General features: G+C 45.0%; 20 protein-coding genes and 1 pseudogene. 7 read left to right on the forward strand and 14 right to left on the reverse strand.

Translation table 11 applies throughout. The features are described from left to right. The first annotated feature begins 116 nt into the window (after positions 1–116). The 3 genes from KIV41_RS18335 (at position 117) to KIV41_RS18345 (ending at position 4,089) form a co-directional block, all read left to right on the forward strand. Positions 117–1,424: a TolC family outer membrane protein gene (locus KIV41_RS18335; RefSeq protein ID WP_252042940.1), complete on the forward strand. Its 1,308-nt coding sequence runs from the start codon at positions 117–119 to the stop codon at positions 1,422–1,424. Positions 1,425–1,429: 5 nt separating this feature from the next. Further along, the gene (locus KIV41_RS18340) at positions 1,430–2,047 is read left to right on the forward strand and encodes an OmpA family protein (protein WP_071234357.1); all 618 of its coding nucleotides are present in this window, start codon (positions 1,430–1,432) and stop codon (positions 2,045–2,047) included. A gap of 386 nt (positions 2,048–2,433) precedes the next feature. Then, positions 2,434–4,089, forward strand: coding sequence for an ABC transporter substrate-binding protein (locus tag KIV41_RS18345; RefSeq protein WP_045386917.1), 1,656 nt, complete (start codon positions 2,434–2,436; stop codon positions 4,087–4,089). A gap of 92 nt (positions 4,090–4,181) precedes the next feature. On the opposite strand, the gene KIV41_RS18350 is transcribed toward KIV41_RS18345, so the two are convergent. Then, positions 4,182–4,829, reverse strand: a complete 648-nt coding sequence (locus KIV41_RS18350) for a glutathione S-transferase family protein (protein WP_252042942.1) — start codon at positions 4,827–4,829, stop codon at positions 4,182–4,184. A 118-nt stretch (positions 4,830–4,947) separates the two neighbouring features. On the opposite strand from KIV41_RS18350, the gene KIV41_RS18355 reads away from it, so the two are divergent. After that, positions 4,948–5,778 carry a LysR family transcriptional regulator gene (locus KIV41_RS18355; RefSeq protein ID WP_285337310.1) on the forward strand — a complete coding sequence of 277 codons (831 nt, stop codon included), beginning with the start codon at positions 4,948–4,950 and terminating at the stop codon, positions 5,776–5,778. 9 nt (positions 5,779–5,787) lie between these two features. On the opposite strand, the gene KIV41_RS18360 is transcribed toward KIV41_RS18355, so the two are convergent. The 6 genes from KIV41_RS18360 to KIV41_RS18385 all read right to left on the reverse strand — a co-directional run bounded on the left by KIV41_RS18360 (position 5,788) and on the right by KIV41_RS18385 (position 11,567). Next, a complete protein-coding gene (locus KIV41_RS18360; protein WP_285337312.1) occupies positions 5,788–6,360 on the reverse strand; it encodes a protocatechuate 3,4-dioxygenase in 573 nt (190 codons plus the stop codon). A gap of 132 nt (positions 6,361–6,492) precedes the next feature. Further along, a complete protein-coding gene (artM, locus tag KIV41_RS18365; protein WP_010451575.1) occupies positions 6,493–7,161 on the reverse strand; it encodes an arginine ABC transporter permease ArtM in 669 nt (222 codons plus the stop codon). Further along, the gene (artQ, locus tag KIV41_RS18370) at positions 7,158–7,847 is read right to left on the reverse strand and encodes an arginine ABC transporter permease ArtQ (protein ID WP_005431570.1); all 690 of its coding nucleotides are present in this window, start codon (positions 7,845–7,847) and stop codon (positions 7,158–7,160) included. Before artQ ends, artM begins: the two co-directional genes overlap by 4 nt. A gap of 1 nt (position 7,848) precedes the next feature. After that, positions 7,849–8,592, reverse strand: coding sequence for an arginine ABC transporter substrate-binding protein (locus KIV41_RS18375; RefSeq protein WP_252042946.1), 744 nt, complete (start codon positions 8,590–8,592; stop codon positions 7,849–7,851). Between the two features lie 88 nt (positions 8,593–8,680). Continuing rightward, complete coding sequence (artP, locus tag KIV41_RS18380; protein WP_285337329.1) at positions 8,681–9,409, reverse strand: arginine ABC transporter ATP-binding protein ArtP; 729 nt, start codon at positions 9,407–9,409, stop codon at positions 8,681–8,683. Between the two features lie 265 nt (positions 9,410–9,674). Continuing rightward, positions 9,675–11,567 carry a methyl-accepting chemotaxis protein gene (locus KIV41_RS18385; protein ID WP_285337317.1) on the reverse strand — a complete coding sequence of 631 codons (1,893 nt, stop codon included), beginning with the start codon at positions 11,565–11,567 and terminating at the stop codon, positions 9,675–9,677. A gap of 624 nt (positions 11,568–12,191) precedes the next feature. Between KIV41_RS18385 and KIV41_RS18390 the strand changes: the two genes are divergently transcribed. Next, positions 12,192–14,420 (forward strand): hypothetical protein, encoded by a 2,229-nt coding sequence (locus tag KIV41_RS18390; RefSeq protein WP_285337318.1) that lies wholly within the window; start codon positions 12,192–12,194, stop codon positions 14,418–14,420. A 24-nt stretch (positions 14,421–14,444) separates the two neighbouring features. Then, positions 14,445–15,005, forward strand: a pseudogene (locus KIV41_RS18395) (glycine betaine ABC transporter substrate-binding protein); the annotation flags it as partial. Positions 15,006–15,063: 58 nt separating this feature from the next. Here the strand turns inward: KIV41_RS18395 and KIV41_RS18400 are convergent. From KIV41_RS18400 to KIV41_RS18430, 7 genes are all read right to left on the reverse strand, one after another. After that, positions 15,064–15,456, reverse strand: a complete 393-nt coding sequence (locus tag KIV41_RS18400; RefSeq protein ID WP_285337319.1) for a nuclear transport factor 2 family protein — start codon at positions 15,454–15,456, stop codon at positions 15,064–15,066. Between the two features lie 134 nt (positions 15,457–15,590). Then, positions 15,591–16,322 carry a DUF3726 domain-containing protein gene (locus tag KIV41_RS18405; protein WP_285337320.1) on the reverse strand — a complete coding sequence of 244 codons (732 nt, stop codon included), beginning with the start codon at positions 16,320–16,322 and terminating at the stop codon, positions 15,591–15,593. Further along, positions 16,319–18,058 carry a hypothetical protein gene (locus KIV41_RS18410; RefSeq protein WP_285337321.1) on the reverse strand — a complete coding sequence of 580 codons (1,740 nt, stop codon included), beginning with the start codon at positions 18,056–18,058 and terminating at the stop codon, positions 16,319–16,321. The genes KIV41_RS18405 and KIV41_RS18410 overlap by 4 nt, the downstream gene beginning before the upstream one ends. A gap of 112 nt (positions 18,059–18,170) precedes the next feature. Then, the gene (locus KIV41_RS18415) at positions 18,171–19,739 is read right to left on the reverse strand and encodes a BCCT family transporter (RefSeq protein WP_373364762.1); all 1,569 of its coding nucleotides are present in this window, start codon (positions 19,737–19,739) and stop codon (positions 18,171–18,173) included. Between the two features lie 150 nt (positions 19,740–19,889). Then, positions 19,890–20,876: a membrane dipeptidase gene (locus KIV41_RS18420; RefSeq protein ID WP_005450172.1), complete on the reverse strand. Its 987-nt coding sequence runs from the start codon at positions 20,874–20,876 to the stop codon at positions 19,890–19,892. 67 nt (positions 20,877–20,943) lie between these two features. Further along, positions 20,944–22,404: an aldehyde dehydrogenase family protein gene (locus KIV41_RS18425; protein WP_285337322.1), complete on the reverse strand. Its 1,461-nt coding sequence runs from the start codon at positions 22,402–22,404 to the stop codon at positions 20,944–20,946. Positions 22,405–22,498: 94 nt separating this feature from the next. Continuing rightward, entirely contained in the window at positions 22,499–22,897 is a 399-nt protein-coding gene (locus KIV41_RS18430; RefSeq protein ID WP_285337323.1) for a RidA family protein, read from the reverse strand. Positions 22,898–23,052: 155 nt separating this feature from the next. Here KIV41_RS18430 and KIV41_RS18435 point away from each other — a divergent pair, with 155 nt between their 5' ends. Next, entirely contained in the window at positions 23,053–23,949 is an 897-nt protein-coding gene (locus tag KIV41_RS18435; RefSeq protein ID WP_009704647.1) for a LysR family transcriptional regulator, read from the forward strand. The last annotated feature ends 23 nt before the right edge of the window (positions 23,950–23,972 follow it).

Consider the following 23,972-nt stretch of genomic DNA (forward strand, 5'->3'; position numbering starts at 1 on the left):
AAACAAGCCAGATTTTACACAAACGTTTTCTTTAATATATCCAGTTCTTAAAGTTTCATTATTGAGACAGTAAATTAAAGATAATTAGCGTTGCGAATTATTTGGGGAGACTTCCTTTGAAGCTTAGTAGTATTAGTATTTGTTGTTTTGGGTTGTTAATACCTCTTCATTCCAGTGCCCAAACATTGGAGCAGGCCGTAGCGGTTACATTTGCAACCAACCCAGAAATCAAAAGTGCGTTCAATGAATATATGAGTAAGCGCTACATCATTGAACAATCCACTGGTGCATACAAACCGACCATCGATTTAGACGCAGGTATCGGTTATGAGGGCATAGATCCTGCGAACTCCGCAGATAGAACCGACATGACCCGTAAAGAAGCCGCAATTACATTTAACCAGCTAATTTGGGATGGCTCTAAAACTCTTTACGATATCGATCGCACATCAGCAGATGCAGAATCGGTACGTTATCAATTGCTTGCTGATGCTCAAAATATTGCCCTACAAGTTGCTAAAGCGTATCTGGACGTAATTAAGGCACAGCAGTTCATTACTCTTTCAGAAAGCAACTTAAATACGCACGAGCGTATTTATACTGATATCAAAAAACGCACAGAATCGGGAATAGGCTCAGTCGCCGATTTGACTCAAGTTGAAGGTCGCCTAGCAAAAGCTCACAGCAATTTACTAGCTGCACAAAATAACTACAAAGATGCGCAAACCACATTTATTCGATTAGTGGGTGAAAACCCTCAGGATCTGATCTTTCCACGCGCAGACCAAAACTTTATTCCTAGCTCCTTGGATGAGGCCAAAAATCAGGCTTTTGAAAACCACCCAGTAATAAAGATAGCTTTAGCAGATGTCGACTCTGCAAGATTCCAGTACCAGCAAGCAGATGCGAACCACTATCCAGTAGTTTCCGTTGAAGCAGCACAAAACTGGCGTGATGATGCAGGAGGTATTGAAGGTAACAGTTCTGAAACCACTGCTATGCTTCGCGTCCGCTATAACCTATATAATGGCGGCAGAGATTCAGCAAACACTGATAGTATGGCCTACCAGCTCAACAAAGCGAAAGACCTACGTGAACGTGCCTACCGAAGTGTTGAGCAAGAGCTTAGTCTCTCATGGAGTGCTTTAGAATTGACTGGCAAGCAAAAAACCTTTCTAAGCCAACATGTTGATTCAATGTCAGACACCGTTGTTGCTTATCAAAAGCAGTACCGTATTGGTAAACGTACATTGCTTGATTTGCTCAATACTGAAAATGAGCTATTTGAATCCCGCAAAAACTACCTCGAAACGCAGTTCGATCAACAATACGCTAAATACCGAACTCTAACTTCTACAGGAAAACTTCTTGATGCATTGCGCGTCGATATTCCGCAAGAATGGACTCAGCCAGTAGAGTACTAAACACGATGAAAAACAATACCTTAATATTTCTAGCTCTATCAACAATGAGCCTAAATAGTGCATTTGCGACTGATAAGTTCGATTACATCCCTACTCCGGAGCACATTCAAGTTGCTGACCTTCATGACGTAGATAACGATGGCGTAATCAATGCTCGTGATCTATGTGCGAATACCCCTGTTGGTGCCGAAGTAGATAATGATGGCTGCGAAACCTACCTAAACAAAGAAGAACAGTATCAACTTAAGATTTTGTTTGCTAATGATTCAGACAGCATTAATCCAGTATTCCAACGTAAGATCACTGAATTAGCAGCATTCCTTAAGAAGTACCCTACGACTTCTATCGAAATACAGGGTTACGCAAGTAAAGTTGGTACCGCGACTTACAACCTTGAGCTATCACGCCGCCGAGCAAGTAACGTACGCAACCTATTAATTAAGCAAGGCATTTCAGAGGAAAGGTTAACTATTGTTGGCTTTGGTGATACCCATTTAGCTAAATTGGGGACAGATGATGTCAGCCACGCTTTAAACCGTCGTGTAACCGCTACCGTCATTGGCCACAAAGGCATGGTTAAAGATGAGTGGACGATATTTACTACCTTTCCCAAGGTAGACTAACACCCCTGCCTCTGGCCAGTTTTCATCAATGGCTAGAGGCATCTCCTTTGTACTCAATAAAACAGATATCAGTACATTTTACTGACTTAAACTAGAGGTAATCACCACTATTCATTTAGAGAATTGAGCTCCGTACGAAATTAAGAACTATCTAATTAATATAGTTGTAACTTACTTTAGAAAATATTATTAACTTATTTAATTATAAAAAATAAAAGCTGTCAGATAAAAATAGTAGTAACATATTTCACTTAAACAAGTGATTGCACTTTTTCGAACGAGTTACAGTGAGAAGTCTTAGCTAATCCAAAACTAGTGGTTGGTTATTTTACATACTAAAGTCGAGTGTCGCATTCCTATCTATTTACAAACTATGGCGCTGCAAAATGACCGAAACATGCCTTCGCAGATTGAGTCAGTTATTAAATCATTATAATCATTCGCAATTGCATCAAGTAAGCTTAGATGAGTTAGAAACCGTATTCGCAACTTCTCGGCGTAATACTTCCAACGTTATAAAAATGCTACATGACTATGGTTGGATAAGCTGGACACCAGGTCGTGGCCGTGGAAAAGCTAGTACTCTCAAGGTTATGATTTCTATGCACCAAGCCCTGTATAGAACTATCCACCATGAAATTAGCACTGGTAACTTCGATGCTATCCCTAAATACCTAGAAACGTATAAAACGGTTGCAGCAAGTGCACTCAGCCAAGCAATGGCTGAAGCAGCACAAGAAAATCAGAACGCAAATTCTCTTATCATTAGCCAATACCCTTGGGTAAATGAACTCAATCCATCAGTGACATATCGCTTTTCAGAGCTCCAAGTCATACGAAGCATTTATGATACCCTATTCACTATTGATTCTAATGGTCAATTAAAACCCCACCTAGCCTGTGATTACCAAGCTGAAGGTAAGTATATCTATATTTGGCTTCGTCCGGATATCCTAAGCCACGACGGTCTCATACTCGAAGCTAAAGATGTCATCATTGCACTGAAGCAGTTAGTAACAACTGACGGTCCTGTAAAAAGGTTGTTTCAACAAGTCACCAAAATTAGCTTTGATGACATAAAACAAGCTATCTGCATCGAGCTTGTTCAGGAGAACCCCTTATTTATCTACTGCCTCGCTACCGCGAATGCATCTATCGCTTCCAGACGCCACAAAGCCTTTAGTCATCAAAGAAGTGTGGCAATTGGCACAGGCCCATTTAAGCTAGAGTACTGGGAAGAAGATAAGATAGTGATGAAAAAGCACCATCATTACTTCGCTAAGAAAGCACTATTGGACCAAATTACCCTCTCCCATCAGGGAGAAGATCTCGATAAGCACCTTAGTTACAACCAAGACTCTGATGATAATGAAAGTTACACGATCCAAGCTTTTTCTTATTTGGCACATAACCGTCGTTCCAGCTGTTCAATTAGCGATCAAACGTGGCAACAGTTATTTACCTTTATAGAAAGTCGCCGATTTGAATTTGCTGCCAATAGTGACTTAGACGTAATGGAGATGCTTGGAGCGTCAGCACCAACGAGTGATGTGCCAAAGTTGACAGGCACTGTTGTGTTAGCGCACCCAAAATGGACCATCAAATACCTAGAAAAAATGAGCAATTGGCTAGTAGCTTTGATTCGTCAAACAGGGTTAAACGTAGAGTTCGTAGAATTATCTGATGCAAGTAAACCCCAGCTCGTAAAAGAAAGTGCAGATCTGCTGATGATTGAAGATCTCATTGAGCCGCCATTAGAATACGGTGCATACGAATGGTTGCTTACAGGCACTGGTATTCGTTTTATCTTTGACCCAGATGAGTTTGATCAACACTTTGATGCTGTACACACTGCTATCTCTCAAGGAGCACACAAAGGACGATTAGTAGAAGTACTGGCCACATTGAGGCATAGCGCTAGCATCTTGCCGCTATTTTGGGGCCAAGAACAAGTGACCTGTCAAAAAGGAGTGTCTGGCATACAAATACGTAAGTCTGGATACAGTGATTTCTATAAGCTAAGGATAAATTCCCCTAGTTAAATCTAACTATTTGAGTATAAAAGCTGGGTGCGATTGGACTCATCCTTCACATCCAGCTTCAACATACAACATTTAAGCATTCAGAACTGGCACTAGACCTCTACCCCTGCTTCATCTTCTTCTACGATATCCGTTTCTAGGCTCGCCTCTTCGAGCCATTGCTTTAGAGATTCACTTGCTAGCACCTTCTGTTGGTAAGCTTTGGCACCTTCCGATAACTCGATACCGTAAGTTAGGAAACGCAATGCCACAGGTGCATACATGGCATCTGCAATCGACCATTCTCCAAATAACCACCCGTTCGGATACAGCTTGGCTTGTTCTGCCCAAATAGCGTCAATGCGTACAATATCTTTCCGTGCACCTTCAGTTAAATCGACTTTTCTGCGTGCGCGGATGTTCATTGGGAGTTCGTTTCTTAAGTCAAAGAAACCCGAATGCATTTCTGAGGCAATAGCGCGTGCTTTAGCTCGTTCTGCGGAGTTGCTTGGCCATGCTTTGCCTTGTAAGTATTGCTCGTTAACGTATTCCAAAATCGCTAATGAATCCCACACGGTTGCGTCACCATCCACCAAGGTAGGTGCTTTCGCCGTTGGTGTAATACCTTCCAAGGTCTTGTAAAAATCTTCCGTGAATAACTTGAGCTTGGTGACTTTCACATCCAGTTTGAATTGAGAAAAGATCAGCCATGCGCGCAGTGACCAACTTGAGTAGTTTTGATTAGCAATAAACAGTTTCATGACGCCTCCATGCGGTTCGTGTTTTGAGTACCCATTCACAATATCTGATTGTATTTAAGGGGACTAACGGATAGTTTTGATGGAACACTTCAACAAAAACGATGGATGAGTTTTAGATATGGATATCGATGCGTTACGCAGCTTTCTGGCTTTTGTCGAAACGGGAAGTTTCACTCGTGCAGCCAAGCAGATCAATCGCACCCAATCAGCGTTCAGTGCACAGATGCGTAAGCTGGAAGATGAACTCAGCGTCAGCTTGTTTGAAAAAGAAGGTCGCAACCTAGTATTGAGTGAAGCAGGGCTGGCACTGCGCTCTCACGCCGAGCAATTGGTCAGCTTGCACAATCAAGCACTGAAACAAGTGAAACGTTATGAAAACAAGCGCCCTCTTCGCTTAGGTTGCCCAGAAGATTACAACGACAATATCCTGCCTAAAGTCATCCGCGTATTGCAGCAATCTGAACCCACATGTTCTATTCAAGTCTTCAGTGAGCCAAGCATCACCTTGAGAGAAAAACTCGATGAAGGAAAGCTAGACGCGGCGATTGTGACAAGAGCACCGGACAGTGAAGAAGGTTACTGGCTAGCAAGCGACAAAGGCGTGTGGATTGCTCATCCTGATTTTGATATCAAGAACGCCCAAACTCTCCCTCTCGCCCTATTCCAAACCGACTGCAAATACCACGCGGCAGCGGTAGACGGGTTAACCAAACGTGGCACTCCTTATCAACTACTGGCATGTTGCAATACGGCCTCTGCACAAAGAGCGATTGTACGTTCAGGCATGGCTATCGGTGCTATGGGCAATATTAGCGTTAGCGAGGATCTTAAGATCTTAGACGATATGCCATCGCTGCCTTCCGTGGATATTGTGCTGGTAACGGGCGTCGAGCCTCATCCAATACTGGATAAAGACTGCTTGGAGCAATTGGTTGAGTTAATGGCTTAACCGGATTCGCTAACCAATCACAAAGTTAAATTCGCCCGTTAATCGCCCGTCGATTCGTATAGTCTCAAACTGTAGATAATCACGGGCTTTGCCTCCCCACCATTCATCACCCGTATTGCCTTTCAAGTACAACTGAGTGGTCAGAAGTTCTTGATTTTCTCGCCACAACTTAACGTGAATGTGCGGCGGACGAGAGGCATAAGGTACAGGGTACAAGGTCTGAAACAAGTAGCGACCATCCGATTGAGTTTCGACTGCGCCAAAGCCAGCAAAGTGAGCATCAAACTTATCGTTATTTGGCTGCTTGGGATGATCGTAAATACCCTGCCCATCGCATTGCCAGATTTCTACTTTGATGCCAGAGACAGGGTCTCCTGTTGTATCCAGTACTTTCCCTTGCAATATGAGGGGCTCCCCGATTAATCCTTGAGTCTGAATAACTAAATTTGATCGAAGAGGAATCCGAACAACCGGATAAAATGGACCTTCTGCTTGTTCAGGAGTTGGTTGCATTGGCGTTTTCGCTTTTAAACTGGGTGCAAAGATCAGAGTCCAAAGCGCCAAAAAGTGTCGTCGTTTCATCGTGTCACCAATTCAAATACACTGAGTTAAGTTTGGTGAAACTTGAGCGATTTGCCACGACCAATATAAAAAAAGCCCCTGCGAGAGAATCATCCACAGAGGCGAAGTGAAATCAAATTTATAAGGACAGTCTTATGCAGATTCGAACGCTAACGCTTTCTTCTCTACCTGACGGAATATCAGTGTAAGGATACCATTCACACCTAAATAGAACGCTCCTGCAATACCAAATACTGTCAACGTATCGTAGGTTTGTGCATTAATACGCTGCGCATAACCCATCAAATCCATAATCGTGATGGTACTAGCCAGTGACGTGCCTTTGAACACCAAAATCACTTCGTTAGAGTAAGCAGGAACGGCGCGACGAATTGCGTATGGCAACAATACTTTCAGTGTCGCCGTTCTGTTCATACCCAGAGCACGGCAAGCTTGCCATTGACCAGACGGGATCGCGTTAAATGCACCTTTGAACAACTGAGTACTGTACGCCGCAGTATTAAGCGCTAACGCTAACATCGCGCAAAACCAAGGTTGGCTCAACCAAGTCCAAAATACGCTTTCTCTTACCGCATCAAACTGACCCGGACCGTAGTACACCAAAAAGATCTGTACCAACAAAGGCGTACCAGTGAACAAGGTGATGATGCCACGACTTACCCAATGCAAACCCGGAGTACGTAAGATCAGAGTTAGCGTCATCATCAAAGCAAGAATACACCCCACAACCAAAGAGGCCGCTGTCAATTGAAGGCTAGTGCCTAAGCCATCCAGCATTTGCCAAACGTGTTGTTCGTTCATGCGGTTGCCTCCTGTCCCATGCTCATACCTTGAATTGAGAACTTCTTATCAATCAGTTTGACGGCACGTTGTGTAATGAGTGTAATGACCAAATAAATTGCCGCAGCTGTTGCGTACCAAGTGAAAGCCTCGTGCGTAGCTGCTGAAGTTAGCTGCGCTTGTTTCAGCAAGTCCGTCACACCAATCAGTGATACAAGTGCGGTATCTTTCAGCAGAACCAACCATTGGTTAGTTAAGCCTGGTAGTGCGTGTCTTACAGCTTGAGGCAAAACAATGCGAACAAAAGCGTGTGCTTGACTGATGCCGAGTGCACTTGCTGCTTCTCTCTGTCCTCTTCCTACGGCTTTCAATGCGCCACGTAGAGTTTGAGAAGCGTAGGAAGCGAAGATCAATGACAACGCCACCACGCCAGACAAGAACGGGCTAACTTCAATAAAGTCGCCGGTGATTAAAAACAGAACCTGTGTCGAACCAAAATAGATAAACAACACGACAAGGATTTCTGGCAAGCCGCGCACAATCGTCACAAACGCCGTCATTGGCCATTTAACGAAAACGCGGCGAGACATTTCACCACTGGCGAATACCACTGCCAGAATCAAACCGACTAAAAGGCTTGTGAATGCTAGCTGGACAGTCATCCAACTAGCTTGAACAAGCGATAAAGAGTAACCCGTTAGTGCCATATTACTTACCGAAGTACTTGTTGTAGATTACGTCGTATTCGCCGTTCGCTTTCACTGTTTTCAGTGCCGTGTTCAGCTTGTTCACTAACTCGTCGTTACCCTTATTTACCGCGATACCGAAACCGTTACCGAAGTATTTAGGGTTAGTGACGTGTTCACCCACGTACGCTAGGTTGTCTTCTTTCTTGAACCATTCTGCTACGACAGCTGTGTCACCGAATACAGAATCAATACGGCCATTTTTCATATCGATGAACGCGTCTTGGTAGCTTGAGTAAGGAACTGCGGTTACGCCCGGCATTTGCTCAATCAGGTAGCTTTGGTGTGTTGAACCATTTTGAACACCAACACGCTTACCTTCTAAACCTTTTTGGTCTGCCACTTTTTCCTTAATAGATACAAACGCTGCTGAGTTGTCGTAGTAAGGGTCAGAAAAGTTCACTTGCTCCAAACGCGCGTCAGTAATATCCATTGCAGAGATAGCCGCATCGTAACGCTTGAATTTTAATGCAGGGATCAGGCTGTCAAAAGATTGGTTGTGGAAGGTACATTTTGCTTCCATTTCTTTACATAGTGCGTTCGCCAGATCCACATCAAAACCTTGGATTTGGTTGTTTTCATCCATGTATTCGAACGGTGCGTAAGTCGCTTCCATCGCGAATTTGATCTCTTCTTGTGCTGCTGCGTTTGCTGCCATGGTTGCAGAAGAAAGGCCGATTAGTGAAGCTAGTAGAATCTTTTTCATTGCAATACTCCGTGTGTACTTAGTGGGCTGACACTCGCAATGACAGCCGAGCTTATCTGTTAAATAGACTGAACTTTAAAAACGTAATTTAGTGATTTAGGTAATCAGCAAACTGAGTGGTTTGCGGATTAACAAATGCGTCGTGCGTGCCGTGTTCTACGATGTGTCCTTGTTCTAGGTATAGAACATGGCTAGCGATTTTCTTGGCGAAATCCACCTCGTGGGTCACAACGACTTGTGTAATTCCGGTTTCGCTTAAATCATTAATGATTTTGACCACTTGGTTCGTAATTTCAGGGTCAAGCGCCGCGGTAGGCTCATCAAAAAGCAAGACTTCTGGTTTCATCATCAGTGCGCGGGCAATCGCCACACGTTGTTGCTGACCGCCAGAAAGTTGCATCGGCCATGCATCCGCTTTGTCTGCCAAATGCAGCGTTGCGAGAATTTGCATTGCCTGCTTCTTCGCTTCTTCTTTATCCATGCCAGAGACTTTTATCGGAGCCTCAATCAGGTTCTCCACCACTGTCATGTGTGGCCATAGGTTGTACTGTTGGAACACCATGCCCACTTTACGACGAAGCGCTAAGCCTTGCTTCTCTTTGATTTCAGTTGAAAAGTCGAATGCGCCATCAGCGATGTTTAACTGGCCGTTATCCGCCCCTTCAAGAAGGTTAAGAACACGTAGCAGAGAGCTCTTCCCTGCACCACTTGGACCGAGTAACACCAGCGTTTCACCGCTTTCACAATTAAAACTGACATCGTGTAGAACTTGGGTATCGCCGTAAGACTTATTGATACTTTTAACTTGAATACTCATGCTGCCATACTGCATTAATTGTCACCTGGGACTTATACTAGCAAGAAAGAGATTTTATGCAATAAAAATGTATAAAAATTTATATTGTTAATTTTTTGTATAAGAAACAACCAGCCAAGCAGAGTATCTGACTGGTGCAATGAGTTCAGGTTTTAACGAGATTTGTTGAATGTTCTAATGGAAATGAAGTCAATGAAAGGCAATAAAAAGAGAGGCATGTGCCTCTCTTTCGTTGGTGTTAAGTCTCAATCTTGAACGAAATTACTTAGTTCAACTTAAACATGCTGACACTATCACGAAGCTTATTCGACATCGCAATCAAGGCTTCTGATGTATCCACATTGTCTTGGACATCTACCGTCGTATCACGTGCAAGATCATTCACGTTAATCACGCTTTCGTTGATCTCATGCGCCACCTGAGACTGCTCTTCCGCCGCTGTGGCAATTTGGTGGTTCATATCTTGAATTCGCTGGATTTCATGGCGAATCTGGTCTAGAGATAACGTCGCCTCTCCTGCCTTATCAAGCGTGCGTTTTGCACTGTCCGAGTTGTCTTGCATCAGCAATACCGACTTGTTCGCTTGCTCTTGCAGGACTTCAATCATCGATTGGATCTCATTGGTGCTTTGTTGCGTTTTCGTCGCAAGAGAGCGAACTTCATCCGCTACTACAGCGAAACCACGACCATGTTCACCGGCACGGGCTGCTTCAATAGCGGCATTCAGTGCAAGCAGATTCGTTTGATCAGCGATGCCACGAATCACATCCAGAATACCGCCGACATTTTCCGTTTCTGTATGAACGTTACGTATCACCTGTTGGACTTGGTTGATGTCGTTTACAAGCGTCGTAATATCAGAGTTCATTTGAGCAACAACCGTCAGACCTTGCTCTGAGCTGTTATTTGCATCACTTGATGAACTTGATGCCTCAACCGCACTCTGAGCAACCTCAGCAACCGTTGCTGTCATCTCGTTCATTGCTGTTGCAACTTGCTCCAGTTGCATCATTTGAGATTTAGACGAACCATCGACTTTAATAGATGAACGCTCTAGCTTACTCGACGCTTCAATGAGCTCTTCCGAAGACAAGTTAATATCAGTGATCATAGTCTTCAACTTATCTGCCATTAACAATGTTGAACGAAACACACCAATGTCACTAGCTTTTGCCGAAGGAATGTCAGTCAAATCACCATTCGCAATCTTGTCGACTAGACGTTCAATTTCTTTCGGCTCACCACCGATTGGGTTGTACAACAGCTTTTGAATAAGCAATGACGCACCTAGCGTACCAATAATAATGAACACAAGGCCAGAAACTAAGTTAGTGATCACCGCTTCACGAGACGTCGCTTTAATATCTTCCCAGCTTGCGAAAGCCCAAACGGTCCAGCCAAGTGCTTTCGAACGTTCAGATACTACATAAAACTCACCACGGTCTGGAACCATGTAAGAGTGTGAACTAGATGCATCGCTCGCGTACTGCTTGTATGTAGGACGTAACTCAAACAAATCTTCGCCGACAAGTTGCTCTTCATACGCCGCCATCAAGTAACCATCTTCACGAGCAACAAAAACATTGCTGTCTTCCGCCAACCCATTAATGAAGCGAGTCAAATCGTTCATCAGTAGGCTCAGACCAACAATCGCTACGACCTCGCCGTTTCGTTTTACTGGAATAACAAGAGAAATAGACATCTGTCCCGTACTCGCTTTAAACGGCTTAGTGACAACTTGGTCCTGCCCAGACATCGCCTTTACATACCACTCCCTTTGCAGCTTTTTAGCATTAAAAGTTGGATGCAGACCTTTTGAATCTGAATCGTAAAGAGTTCCGTCAGGAAGTGCGATGAAGTAGTTGGAAACCCCTAAGCTCTTTGTACCTTGAACCAACATCTCCACCATACGGTTATCAATAGATGCAGTTTGGTTGTTGACGACGATGGCAGAAGCTGTTGCTTCTAAGCTCGTAAAGTAAGTTTGAATCTTTTGTTCAACGGCAGAAGTAATTAAATGCGTGCTGGTAGAAAGGTTCGTTTGATAAGAATTTGTAGAAGAAGAGTTGATTTGGTTGTAACTCAACACTGAAATAATAGTTACGATCGAAATTATTAAAATACCTATCGATGCTAAAAGTTTATTTTTTGCATTCATGCGACATTTACCCAAAATGGTCAATGTTTACTTATTGTAAACAAGCGATTAAATAAAATAATGATATTTTTCTATCTGACTTTTATAAGTGTATATAGACAAAAAGTTAGCTTCATATGCACTTTCAATATAAGGAGAGTGACAATGAACTGAATAAACAAAAGGCGGTTAGCCGTATGCGAGTTGTCCCGTGCTGCTTTAGAGCTCACGAACGATAGTTCAAAATGGGGTGAACTCTACAAGAACGTCATATTGCAACTCAATTCTACCTGTATTAATTGATTTTGATAATAACTTTGATGAATAACTCAACAAAGATCACTTTTCAAATATAAAACCACTCCATTTAATAAAAGCCAATAAAACCTCATTGGATTATGTAAATTTGTCATTTTGACAAAAACTAAAAACATCGAACCTTTCATTATTCAAGTATCAATTATGAGACTCAATATATTAAATTTATAAAACGATGATTAATTTGGTTTATTGTTTTGATAAATAATTTAAATCAATCATATCTTCTGATGCACTCTTGAATTGGTCTGACCGATCGCTAATACTTCCTCGTAATTTGACTCGCAATTTGAGTAATCGAAGTTTTTTGATTGGGACAACTCAATAATGAAGCCATATCGTTTTGCGCTGCTTGCGCTTGGTTCTTTGAACCTATTTTCGCCTACTACTTGGGCTGGTACTGCTGTCGTTTTACCGGGATTGCATGAGCAAGGTGTCGATTTACAAGATGCTCCGCTCTCTGCCGATGATGTGATCGATTGGGAAATTAACAATGCCGATATTGTGTTTGGTGCTTACCCAAACAAGGCTGACAACGAGCGTGTCCAAGCCATCGGTTATATGTACAACCAAAAGCTTGAGCTGAATGCGAGTTGGGTAGAAAACGATATTCGCAACGAGGCAGAGCTGAATGGGATTGATTACGAGGATTACTTTCTCCATTTTGCCGAAGACACCATCATCGCAGAGGTAGACTCTAGCCATGGTGAAAATACCTTACTCAATAGAAAACCGATGATCGTTGGCTATACCGCCAGCGCTGACCACGCCGGCTTTTGGCTATATCAACAGCCACCATGGGATGCTGACGTATTTGGTCAGGCGAATAATGGTGGCGCGCTCTATGTTTATCACTCAGAGAAGTTCGACCGCTTAACCTTTAAGTTCTCTCAGTTTGCTCAAGGTGGCAGCTTCACGATTGAATACCCTTCTGCCATCGATTCCTTTGGTAAGGTAACAGAATGGAAAAGCTTCACGATTAAAAAAGACAAAACCGAGAACATGACTAAAAACCAAACGGTAAACTGGTCTGTTCCTTCTGATTGGGTTCGCGCTACAACACACGATGGCAGCGGGCAAACCTATGGTGGTGGTCAGTACTTTGGCTCCACCTTATTACGCGATGGCGGCCGTCTTTACATTGCGAAAATTACTTGGCATGACGAAAACATCGAGAATCGCCCTCGTCTAAAAGAAGTAAAGCTCAAAAACAGCTTCCAAACCGTTAAGTTGACCGACGCTCCAGTGGCAACACCTGAAGGTCAAGCTATTCAACGCTGGCGCAAAATTCGTGGCTTCGACAAGTCTGCGGATCTAAACCGGGACAATTATCTTTCTTGGAATGAATACAAAAACCGTTCGAATAAGAATGCAACGGCACGATTTCGTTGGGAGTCACGTGTTATTCCATTTGGCCGTATGTGGAACCAAACCTCTTCTTGGGCGTTAACCAATCTCGGCAACCCCGACTTTGCCAACGCTATGCACCACTATTACCAAGCTGAATGGGCGAAGCAAGGTTTAAACGGTGCGTACAACGACGATACGAATAAGTTACTCGGAGCAAATCAGTTCTACGTTTATTCCGGTGGTACGGTGGATGAACTTGGTTTGGTGGCGGGTAGCCAAGCTGCTGACCATGCTTACAAAGCGCAATTCTCGGCTTTCTTAAACAAACTGGCGACGCTGGATGCGGATGCGTTAATTGGCCTCAACATCGGCACGGCAAACTTATTCGGTCGCAATGGACAGAACCACTTAGTTGAAGCTGGTACTCTGTACTTACGCGAGCATTACCTTTTCCCTTCTACTGGCTTTAGTGGCTATGCTGGCTTAGCTAAGTTTTGGGATAACTCGGCACTCGCCAAAGCTGGCCAGAAAGTGATTTATCAAGCGACCACGCGTTATGGTCGAGTTCAATACTTTGGCAACACTGAAGATAACTGGAAGCAGGACCAATACTCTGCACTGGCAGCGTTTTACTTAAATCATCACCCTGATGGCAGTTACTTTAATCAGTGGAACAATGGTTACCTATATGGAAGTAATAACACTACAGGTGATAACTTCTGGAAGGCTGGCGTACCAAAGAATATTGCGTATCAACCAAGTGCCTTACTTGCCATTGATTTGGGAGAGCCTGCCAATCAACTCCCCGAGGACGCAGAGGCCATCCCACTGATGATGTCCACCAGCACCCCTTACCCAGCGGATTACACGGTTATTGGTGATTCGTCGATGAACGAAGTGGTACATGCAGATCTACCAGATGGCATTACTTACGTTTCTCCTACGTTCACCTACTTTGCGTATCGCTCTGAGAACAATGTGGTGGCTCAAGGCCCTGCAGAGATGGTATTAGCGCGCGAGTTTAGCAAAGGCAGAGTGTTGTACCGCACCGACTTTTTTGGCAAGAACGTGGACTATTTCACGGCGCCTAAAATCACCGTCACGCTAGAAAAACCAATGCGACCTGTCGACAAGGACGGCTATGTTGGAGACTATGTTTCCGACATTCATATTGGTGGATACGAAGGACTGTTCTTACTGTATTGATCCGCGACTTAAGGCCCCTTTCCCGAAGCCTTGCTAGAACTGGGCTTACACTACGAACCATACGCGCTTTGAGGTGTGCCAGATTACGTGCCTGAAGAACTGGTATCAGAAGTAAGCGACCTAACGAAACCAGAAGTCGTGGCGAGGATGAAATCGGATATTCAAGGCATCACCCCTGGGGCGGGTACTACGCGCTTTTCGATTAAGATGATGGACGAATACTCGCTGACCCAAGCAGGCTACCATTTCCACACAGGGACGGAAGAAGATTGCTTTACTGCATTTGAGAAGGCGGTAGAGAACAAACAGTGGGTTATCGTGCCGCTTTGAAAGCCTCAATTTCTTCACTATAAGTACGCAATTCGAGAAATCGCAGAACCAAAAGGTTTGCTGGGTATTGTCGATAAAGCGGTATTGCTATTGCGCCAAGACAAATCAGATAAATTTACTCAAGATGAGTTGAATAGATTGGACACGCTCCGTTTCTCAAACGATATCATTGCGGAATTGGATTACAAAATCTGTCGTGAAGGACGAGATTTAGACACGGTGACACGTGAGTGGTTGGATAACCAAGCACAATAGACTTAATTACAATCTCAGTGCCTTGCCGTGCTTAACGCGTATGGCAAGGCTCGGTGCGCTAGTACATGGAATTCCCGTTTGCTGTCTCTTTCGGTATTTCCTGCAACGCATCCCAATGCTCGACAATCTTACCGTTTAGATCAAAGCGGAAGAAATCCATCGTCACGTATTCCACATCATCAGGCCACGTCTGATGAGTATGCAGTGCCACCAAATTCCCCTCTGCAACAGCGCGAACAAACGTAATATCTTTCTCTGGGTACTCTTCCTGCATTCGTTCGAAATAAGCGATAAAAGGATCAGGGCCATTACCTACCAACGGGTTGTGCTGAATGTACTCGTCCCCGACGTAAAGTTCGACCGCTTTTCTTGGGTTTCCTCGATATGCCATCTCATAGAAAGCAATGGCGTTACGTTTGTTCTCTTCTATATCGATTTGCATGGTGCTCATTTGATTCTCCTTCGTCATGCAAACAACCTGTCATTAGCGTAGTTGAGAATCACAATCCTGCTTTATTATTAAACGAAAAGAGGCAGCATTCAGCTACCTCTTTTTCTATTCTCAGTGATTCCGATTTGGTTGCGCTACACTAACTCGCCAGCACCTTGTACCGAACGTTCACTGTTCTCGACAAGGAAAACCGTGGCAGTTTGTTTAAGCGCGTTCCATTCTGCGTCCTCGACAAAGATGCCCTCTTCCCATGATGTTTTCTGCGCACGGCTCAACTCTTCACCATCAATATGAATTGCGTAACCTTGTGAACTTGCTTCGATATCAAAATCCGTTACGGCAAGCTCTATCGTCATACTGTGATAGTCGGTACTGTTATCTTCAATCTGGTCAGAAAAGAATACCTCTGGTGCTATCCGCCCACGATTTAACACATACAAGGTTCGTTTTGGGCTAGTGCCATTAACCCACTGAGCACGGCACGCAATGCCTTTGGCAGATAGCCTAACTAGCTCACTAAACGCTAACCAACGATTGTGGCATTGTTTGAGTGTGATGGTGACGCTCTTGCTGTTGACCATTTTCTCAAGCGCAAAATCCAACACCGCCGGTAAATGACAGGCGATACTGCCATTGTGTAACTCGACTTCGATATGAGAGTCGGTGTTACTCGTAATAGTGACCGCACAATCTGAATCTAAGTTGAGAAACAGGCTGGCGTTGTTGAAGTGACGCACCCCGTGCAAACCCACCATTTGCAGATCCGCAACCATATTGGCAATCACATCGGCTTCACCGCAATGACGGCGCATACCAAGAAAAGCTTTGTTTACTGCTGCTACCAGCTCGTTATGCGAGACGATCATAATGCAAAACCTCCACTGATTTTTTGATTGTCGCTTTGCGCGATTTCTTCACGCTCGGGCATGGTTGGAAAAATCCACGTATCGCTGAAACGCGGGTCCTGAATCTCATCAAGCAAAGGTGCGCCTTGGAAGAAGGTCACGCGCACCCATCGGTCTGAACGTGGATCGAACTTGGTCGCCCCAAAGATAGCCAACTTACAACGCAGAAGATGCATTGGTAGTGCGTCTTCACGTAGCACGTTCATCTGGATATCACCCATTTCTCGGTTGCCGAGCGTCCATACACGACGAGTGATTGCACGATACTGCGGATGCTGCAGTAAGAACTCCGCCAACGATGTTTCTGGCTGGCATGTTTGCAGCGCATGGTAGAGGCGGTTTACTTGTCGCCCTATGTCGAGTGGCAACTCACGTTCTTCACCGATTTCTTCTCCACGAACGCCTAGCCTTGGTTCTTCTTTGTCTTGCGAGCGATACCAGAACCAATAGTTGTTCTCTGGTAACGTGTAGTCAGCATCGATTGACCATCGGTACTTACTCTCTAGTATTTGCAACACATCTTGAACGCTTTTTCCGTTAGGAATAGAGAGTGATTCATCGGTGTTCATTTGGTTTTCAAATTCATCAACCAAAGACGGGTAAAGCTCGATCAAACATGAAGTTAGGATTTCTTGGGCTTCCAAACTCATGGTTGTGGTTTGTTTGATCAAGCTTGCCCAATTCGAGTACTCTGCCATCAAAGCATTTAAGTTAATTTGTAGCGCTTGGAGATCAGCAATCGCTTGATGGTTAAGTTGATCTTGATGCTCGTTGATTGTTATCACTTGCTCTAAGTGTCGCTGTGCTTTTTTAAGCAGGGCTTTTAATGGTTGCTCTAGCTCGTTAGGTTCACATGGCATAGCAAGCACGTTGGCAATCGCACGCTCACGTGATGTCATCCATTGGTCGACAATACATGGATGGTTGATTAAATATGGCGCCATACCCAAACCAGTTGCATTCCCCACACCAAGATAGCGCTGCAGGCCTTTGTGAAGTGCAACTGCATTATCTCCGCCTTTTTTCGCAGCAAGGTAATGAACCCAATCTAAACTGAATTCACGCAGCATATAAACGGCACACATTTGTGCACTGAACGATTGGTTGAAATCAGGGTTGTTCTCCAGCAGTTTAAAATCGGCAATACCAAATTTACCGTTACCATAAACGGCGGTGGTTCTTAGGATGTAACCCACTTCTGCTAGTTCCGAAGGCTCTGGCTGCTCACCTTTAGAAAGCGCATTCACAATGTGTTCAAACACACGAACACTCTTATTCGCACGAGCAAGAACAAGCACGTTGTTTGGATTGCGCCCCGCTTCTTGCAAAGGCACATTGGCTCGAAGTTGCTCTAACAACTCAACATTAACTTCACCTTTGACCAGCGCAAAGGTTACGTCCCATTTTTCAGCAATGACTCGGTCGTTACGCTCTTCATCAGCAATTTCATCGCAAAACACAACCAAGTGATAAACGTGTTCCGGCGTCGCTAATTTGTAAATCACATGACCAAAACCGCGTGGACACAGTTGCCACTCATGTTTGCTCACTTGCCATTCCTGACTCGCCATTTTTCGGATCAAACTTCGCACAAAGCTGATTCGATTTTGGTGCATAGCCCCTAGCCTATCTGGTGCCATCACAATTGCAGCGTTGCGAAGTGTTGTTTCAGTGTAAGTAGAACGATGTGCATCCATTTTGCTCACCACTTATTTTTTATTGTAAGAATAAGGGCTTGTGCGGGTGTGGGGAGGGTTCACCCACACAAGCGCCACGTTATTGGGTTTGATCTTTTTGTTATAACCGTTGTTATAGCCCTTGCTCTTTTGCCATCTTCATAGCGATTTGCGGCGCATTCCAAAGTGACGGCAACAGTATTAATGACACTGGAACGGCTGTAATCACGATGAAAGATTGCAGGGCTGATATACCGCCAGAGCCAAGTGAGATGAGAATCAACGCCGTGATACCCATAGCCACGCCCCAGAAAGTACGAATAATCGCATTTGGTTCTGTCTCACCACTGATCACAACACTGATGGTGTACGTCATTGAGTCACCGGTAGTAACGATGAAGATGGTGGTCAAAATCAAGAACAAGATGGAAACCAACATTGGCATCGGCAGTTGTTGAGTCACTGCAAGTAACGCGCCCGGTAAGTTGAAGCCTTCAAATGCCGCGCTCACACTGCCCGGATTGGCAATTTCAAACGCCAGACCTGAACCACCAACAATGGTGAACCAAAAACACGTGGTAAGCGGAGCAACAATGCTGATCGTCGAGATGATTTGACGAATACTGCGACCACGTGAGATACGTGCAATGAAGATTGCCATCATCGGTCCGTAGCCCAAAAACCAGCCCCAGAAGAATACTGTCCACCAGCTCAACCAACCTTCATCACCACGGTACGTAGCCATTGGGATGAAGTTATCCAACATGCTGCCCACGCCTTGAATGTAACCATTGAAGATAAAATCTGTCGGGCCAAAGAGAAGGATGTAAGCCATCAATACCAGCGCAAGAATCACGTTGTAGCGACTCAGCATTTGCATCCCGCGGTTTAAGCCACTCAGCGCAGAGACGGTGTACAAGACAATCGCAAATAAGATGATGATCAACTGTGTGGTAAAGCCATCTGGGATATCAAACAGCGCGTTTAACGCGTAGCTAACCTGTAAACCTAGGAAACCAATCGGTCCAATGGTTCCAGCCGCTACGGCGATGATGCAACATGCGTCAATCAGCGCACCCGTTTGACCTTTTAGCGCTCGCTCACCCAGCACTGGATAAAGCAAGATACGAGGTTTTAACGGCAGTCCTTTATCGTAGTGTAAATGCATGACCACGATAGACGTTAAGCTGCCAACAATAGCCCACGCGAGAAAACCCCAGTGCATAAACGACTGTGACAACGCATTAATGGCACCTTGCTGAGGATTGTCTTGCGGACCATACAAAGGTGGAGGACTCACGTAGTGCGCGATAGGCTCTGCCGCCGCCCAAAATACGCCGCCGCCAGCTAAAAGCGTACAGAAGATGATTGCCATCCAGCGAAAACCATCCATTTCAGGCTTCGTTGTTCCGCCTAAAATCACCTTGCCTGTTCGCCCTGCAGCCAAGCCAAGACCAATAAGAAAAGTGAGAAGAAGCAGTATCTGCCAATACGGACCGAAGACTTTTACTGACCACGCAAATCCCGTATTAACTAACGTTGATAGCAACTCTCCATCGTAAAGCGCGATAGCTACGAACAAGGCAATAAAGCCACCGCTATACCAAAGTGCCGGGTTACTTAACCCTAACTTATCCGGTGAATTTTCCGTTGCTGAAGTGTCGTTGTGTTTTGCTTGTTGCTTCTTTGATGACACGCTCATCGTTGAAGCTTTCATGCTATTGGTTAGATCAGACATACTCTGACTCCAGAGGTTTATTGCAGCTGCCATAACGGCTACAAAAAGTGACTTTAACACTCGCCTTGTTATTATTTTTTGAGCGAGCTATTCCATGTTTATTTGGGTTACGACCTAGCTCGCCTCCAGCCCTTCTTTAAGGAAGTTAAACCAGTTCTCACCCAGGATTTTTCCTGCCTCGGATTCACTGAATCCATGACGCATTAAGCCGTTGTAAATGTTCTCCATCCCTTTACTGCCACTAAACCAAGGCAAAGCATCAGGCCACCCCGCATTACTGGCGGAGCCTTCACCATAATCCATTGCTTTGGACCAACGACCGTTGCGCATCCACTCAAGCACTTGCTGTGGTTGGTTTAAACAAAGATCACTGCCGATGCCTAAGTGATCCACACCGAACTGATCGGCAGTTTTCGCGACCATTTGGCAGAAATCTTCTAGCGTGCATTGGCTTCCGTTTGGAAGATGGAATGGGTAAAGACTAAAGCCAATCAAGCCGCCACGTTCGGTGAGCGCTTTAATGACGTTGTTCGATTTGTTGCGCAGAGCATCATGAGCAAATGTTGGGTTAGCGTGACTGATACAAATGGGACGTGAAGAAAGGTCAATCGCTTCCAACGTTGAGCGCTCAGCGCTATGGGACATATCGATGATCATCCCGACACGGTTCATCTCTTCGATGGCTTGTTTACCAAAGCGCGTGACACCAGAATCGTTCTGCTCATAACACCCTGTCGCCAGCAAGCTTTGGTTGTTGTATGTCAGCTGCATAATCAACAAACCTTGGCGACGCATGACTTCTATTAAACCGATTTCATCGTCAATTGGAGAGCAATTCTGCGCACCAAAAAAGACGCCAACCTTACCCTCTGCCTTTGCTTTCTCGACGTCAGCCATCGAGTAAATAGGCATAATCAGGTCTGCATTTTGTTCGAATCTCAGGTTCCATTCGGCAAAGCGAGTTAAGGTCTCGCGTGCATTCTCATGATAAACAATCGTCGCATGCACAGCCGTAATACCGCTCGCCTTCAGCGTTTGGAAGTATTCTCGATCCCAATTGCAGTACTGCAACCCATCAATCACAATCCGTTGTTGGTACATAACCACTCCTTAAACGTTAATAAGCCTTTAAGGTTGGGCAGCGGAATGCTCGGCTGCCCTATTTCACTTAGTAAGGACGTTGATAAGCGGTTTTCACCACGGTGTAGAATTCTTTTGCGTATTGACCTTGCTCGCGTGGACCAAAGCTCGACTCTTTACGACCACCAAACGGCACGTGGTAATCCGTTCCTGCGGTTGGTAGGTTGACCATCACACAGCCAGTTTGAGCTTGTTGTTTGAAGATGGCGCTATTACGGAGGCTTTGCGTGATGATGCCTCCCGTCAACCCAAAGCGAGTATCGTTCGCGACAGCAATGGCCTCGTCCAAGTCAGAAACTCGAATCACGCTTGCCATCGGCGCAAACACTTCTTCTTGGTTCACTTCCCAACTGTTTTGCGTATTGAGGAAAAGGGTTGGCGACATGTAGAAACCATCATGTTTCAAGTTCAAACGCTCGCCACCGAACGCTAACTCAGCACCGCTTTGACGTGCTTTCTCGATCCATTCAAAGTTGGCATTCAGTTGGTTTCCATCCACAACAGGTCCCATGAAAACGCCGTCTTCTAAAGCGTGACCGACTTTAAGCTCGCTCATGCGTTTGATCAGTGCTTCCACATAAGCATCGTGAATGCCATCCATGACGACAAGGCGAGAAGACGCGGTACACTTCTGACCTGCGCCAGAGAAAGAGCCTGCAATGGTCGCTTCAACTGCAATTTGAATGTCTGCATCATCAGCGACCACAAGTGCGTTCTTACTGCCCATTTCTAGCTGGCAGCGCACAAAATTCGGTGCCGTTGCTGCCGCTACTTTACGTCCGGTATCAACAGAGCCAGTAAAGCTCACACCATTTACGTCTTTCGAGTTGATAAGCGTGTTACCCACTTGAGAGCCACTACCCAACACAAGGTTGAACGTACCTGCCGGTAAACCTTGACGATGGATAATTTCTGTCAGTGCAACCGCACTTGCTGGCGTTAGATTTGCGGGCTTCCATACTACGCTATTACCAAAAGCAAGTGCTGGCGCGATTTTCCATGCAGCCGTAGCAGTTGGGAAGTTCCAAGGAGAGATAATGGCGATAACGCCGACGGCTTCACGAGTGACCTCAACGGAAACGCCTGGACGGACAGAAGCTGCGTTATCGCCAATTTGACGCAGCACTTCCGCCGCGAAATACTGGAAGAATTGACCTGCGCGGTAGATTTCACCACGACCTTCAGCAAAAGGTTTACCTTCTTCACGTGAAAGCAGCGTACCAAGCTCATCACAACGAGCAATCAGCTCATCACCAATCGCCTGCAAAACCGCTTGTTTACGCTCAATCGGCGTTTTTTCCCACTCTGGCTGCGCAACTTTGGCTGCTTGAATAGCTTGCTCTACTTGACCTTCACTCGCCTGAGCAAAATCGCCCAAGTTCTCACTGATGTCTGAAGGGTTAATGTTCGCAACCGTATTAGTACCAGATTGCCATTCGCCTGCAATGTAGAGAGATTTCTCTGCTTGAACATTATTAATAGAAGTCATTGCTCTGTCCTTATTCTTCCTGACGTCTGGTGATCGCCACCAGCTCACTGATCTCACTAACAAAGCCCGGTGATGAGGCTTTGATTATTATTCTTTACTCTGGTTGACTCGCTGATGCATACACCACAAACTCCACCAGCATGTCTTCACGAGCTAGTCCCGCCACGACCATAGCGGCGCGATTAGGGTAAGGCGCTTCAAAATACTCAGCGTAGATTTGGTTAACCGTTTTTAAGTACTCACGATCCGTCACATAAATCAGCACCTGCAGAACGGAATCTAAAGACTCCCCTGCACACTCCAACGTGTGAACGAGATTATTAAAGGTTTGACGAGTTTGGGCTTCGATACCGCCTTCCACGACAGCTCCGGTATCATCAATCGGGATTTGCGCGGTGTATAAAGTACCATTGTTAATAATTGCCCATTCCAGCGGCGCTTTAGAGGCAAACAATGCGGTTTTGACTGGGTATTTTTTCGTAGAAGTATTCACGTGCCTTTCAACCTTTGTAACGACCTTGTTTCAAGATAGTTAAATACTGCACATTGACAGGCGATAAATCGAACGGTAAATTTTTTACATTTGATAATAAAAATCTATCACCTTATTAAAACTAAGGTAAATAAAGGGATTGCAGAGGTTTCGCCGTGAGTATCAAGCTTCAACAATTAAAGCATTTTGTGATGGTGGTCGAGGAAGGTGGTTTTAGAGCAGCGTCACATCGAGCGAATCGTTCCCAGGCTGCGCTGTCAACATCAATCAAAGAACTGGAAAAAATACTCGGTCAAACCCTATTTGAGCCGGGCAATAAATCCAAACTCACTCCATTCGGTGAGATCTGCCTGCCTAAGATCATTCAGTTTCTCAACATCTATAACGCCCTTGATAACGATCTAAAAGCCGCCGCCGCAGGACAACAAGGTCGAGTACGCATCGCAAGCGTCCCTTCTGTAGCTGCCAAGTTGATTCCTAGCGTGCTCGGCGCATTCTGCGAACAGCACCCAAACGTAGAAGTCAGCTTGATTGATGATAACGCCGCTGGGGTTGAAGCGCGTTTGTTATCAGGTGAAGTAGATTTGGCGTTAGGTAACCCATCACATTTAGACGAAGGCGGTATCGAGTTTACCCCGTTAATCTCCGACCCCATTGGCGTGGTGTGTTTGAAGGATAACCCTATCGCTCAGCATCCAGAAGGGATTGAGTGGCAAACACTGTTAGAGCAACCTTTTATTCGAAACGGAACTTGCACCCTACTCGATCCCACGCCTGCACGCGCGCTAAGTGAACAAGCTTTGTATTCCGTGGAAAACATCACGTCTTTGTTCTCCGTTCTTGAACTTGGTATTGGTGTCACCACCTTGCCAAAATTAGCGTTCCCAACCAACGAAACTCGACTGGTTTGGATTCCGCTTATCGATCCACCATTGGAAAGACAAGTAGGTATATTTACTCTGACGGATAGAACCATCTCCCCTCAAGCAAAAGCATTTCATGATTTGTGCATTCACTACTTGAACTACCAAGAAGAAGTCGAAACTGCATAGGCATAAAAAATGTATGGTCCGCC

Source organism: Vibrio sp. D401a, assembly GCF_030248515.1.
GTDB classification, from domain to species: Bacteria; Pseudomonadota; Gammaproteobacteria; order Enterobacterales; family Vibrionaceae; genus Vibrio; species Vibrio rotiferianus.

Bases quoted from the DNA above. Each gene is read 5' to 3' on its own strand.
- KIV41_RS18340 (WP_071234357.1), top strand. From the start codon at position 1,430: ATGAAAAACAATACCTTAATATTTCTAGCTCTATCAACAATGAGCCTA.
- KIV41_RS18345 (WP_045386917.1), top strand. From the start codon at position 2,434: ATGACCGAAACATGCCTTCGCAGATTGAGTCAGTTATTAAATCATTAT.
- KIV41_RS18350 (WP_252042942.1), bottom strand. From the start codon at position 4,829: ATGAAACTGTTTATTGCTAATCAAAACTACTCAAGTTGGTCACTGCGC.
- KIV41_RS18355 (WP_285337310.1), top strand. From the start codon at position 4,948: ATGGATATCGATGCGTTACGCAGCTTTCTGGCTTTTGTCGAAACGGGA.
- KIV41_RS18360 (WP_285337312.1), bottom strand. From the start codon at position 6,360: ATGAAACGACGACACTTTTTGGCGCTTTGGACTCTGATCTTTGCACCC.
- artM (WP_010451575.1), bottom strand. From the start codon at position 7,161: ATGAACGAACAACACGTTTGGCAAATGCTGGATGGCTTAGGCACTAGC.
- artQ (WP_005431570.1), bottom strand. From the start codon at position 7,847: ATGGCACTAACGGGTTACTCTTTATCGCTTGTTCAAGCTAGTTGGATG.
- KIV41_RS18375 (WP_252042946.1), bottom strand. From the start codon at position 8,592: ATGAAAAAGATTCTACTAGCTTCACTAATCGGCCTTTCTTCTGCAACC.
- artP (WP_285337329.1), bottom strand. From the start codon at position 9,409: ATGAGTATTCAAGTTAAAAGTATCAATAAGTCTTACGGCGATACCCAA.
- KIV41_RS18385 (WP_285337317.1), bottom strand. From the start codon at position 11,567: ATGAATGCAAAAAATAAACTTTTAGCATCGATAGGTATTTTAATAATT.
- KIV41_RS18390 (WP_285337318.1), top strand. From the start codon at position 12,192: ATGAAGCCATATCGTTTTGCGCTGCTTGCGCTTGGTTCTTTGAACCTA.
- KIV41_RS18400 (WP_285337319.1), bottom strand. From the start codon at position 15,456: ATGAGCACCATGCAAATCGATATAGAAGAGAACAAACGTAACGCCATT.
- KIV41_RS18405 (WP_285337320.1), bottom strand. From the start codon at position 16,322: ATGATCGTCTCGCATAACGAGCTGGTAGCAGCAGTAAACAAAGCTTTT.
- KIV41_RS18410 (WP_285337321.1), bottom strand. From the start codon at position 18,058: ATGGATGCACATCGTTCTACTTACACTGAAACAACACTTCGCAACGCT.
- KIV41_RS18415 (WP_373364762.1), bottom strand. From the start codon at position 19,739: ATGAGCGTGTCATCAAAGAAGCAACAAGCAAAACACAACGACACTTCA.
- KIV41_RS18420 (WP_005450172.1), bottom strand. From the start codon at position 20,876: ATGTACCAACAACGGATTGTGATTGATGGGTTGCAGTACTGCAATTGG.
- KIV41_RS18425 (WP_285337322.1), bottom strand. From the start codon at position 22,404: ATGACTTCTATTAATAATGTTCAAGCAGAGAAATCTCTCTACATTGCA.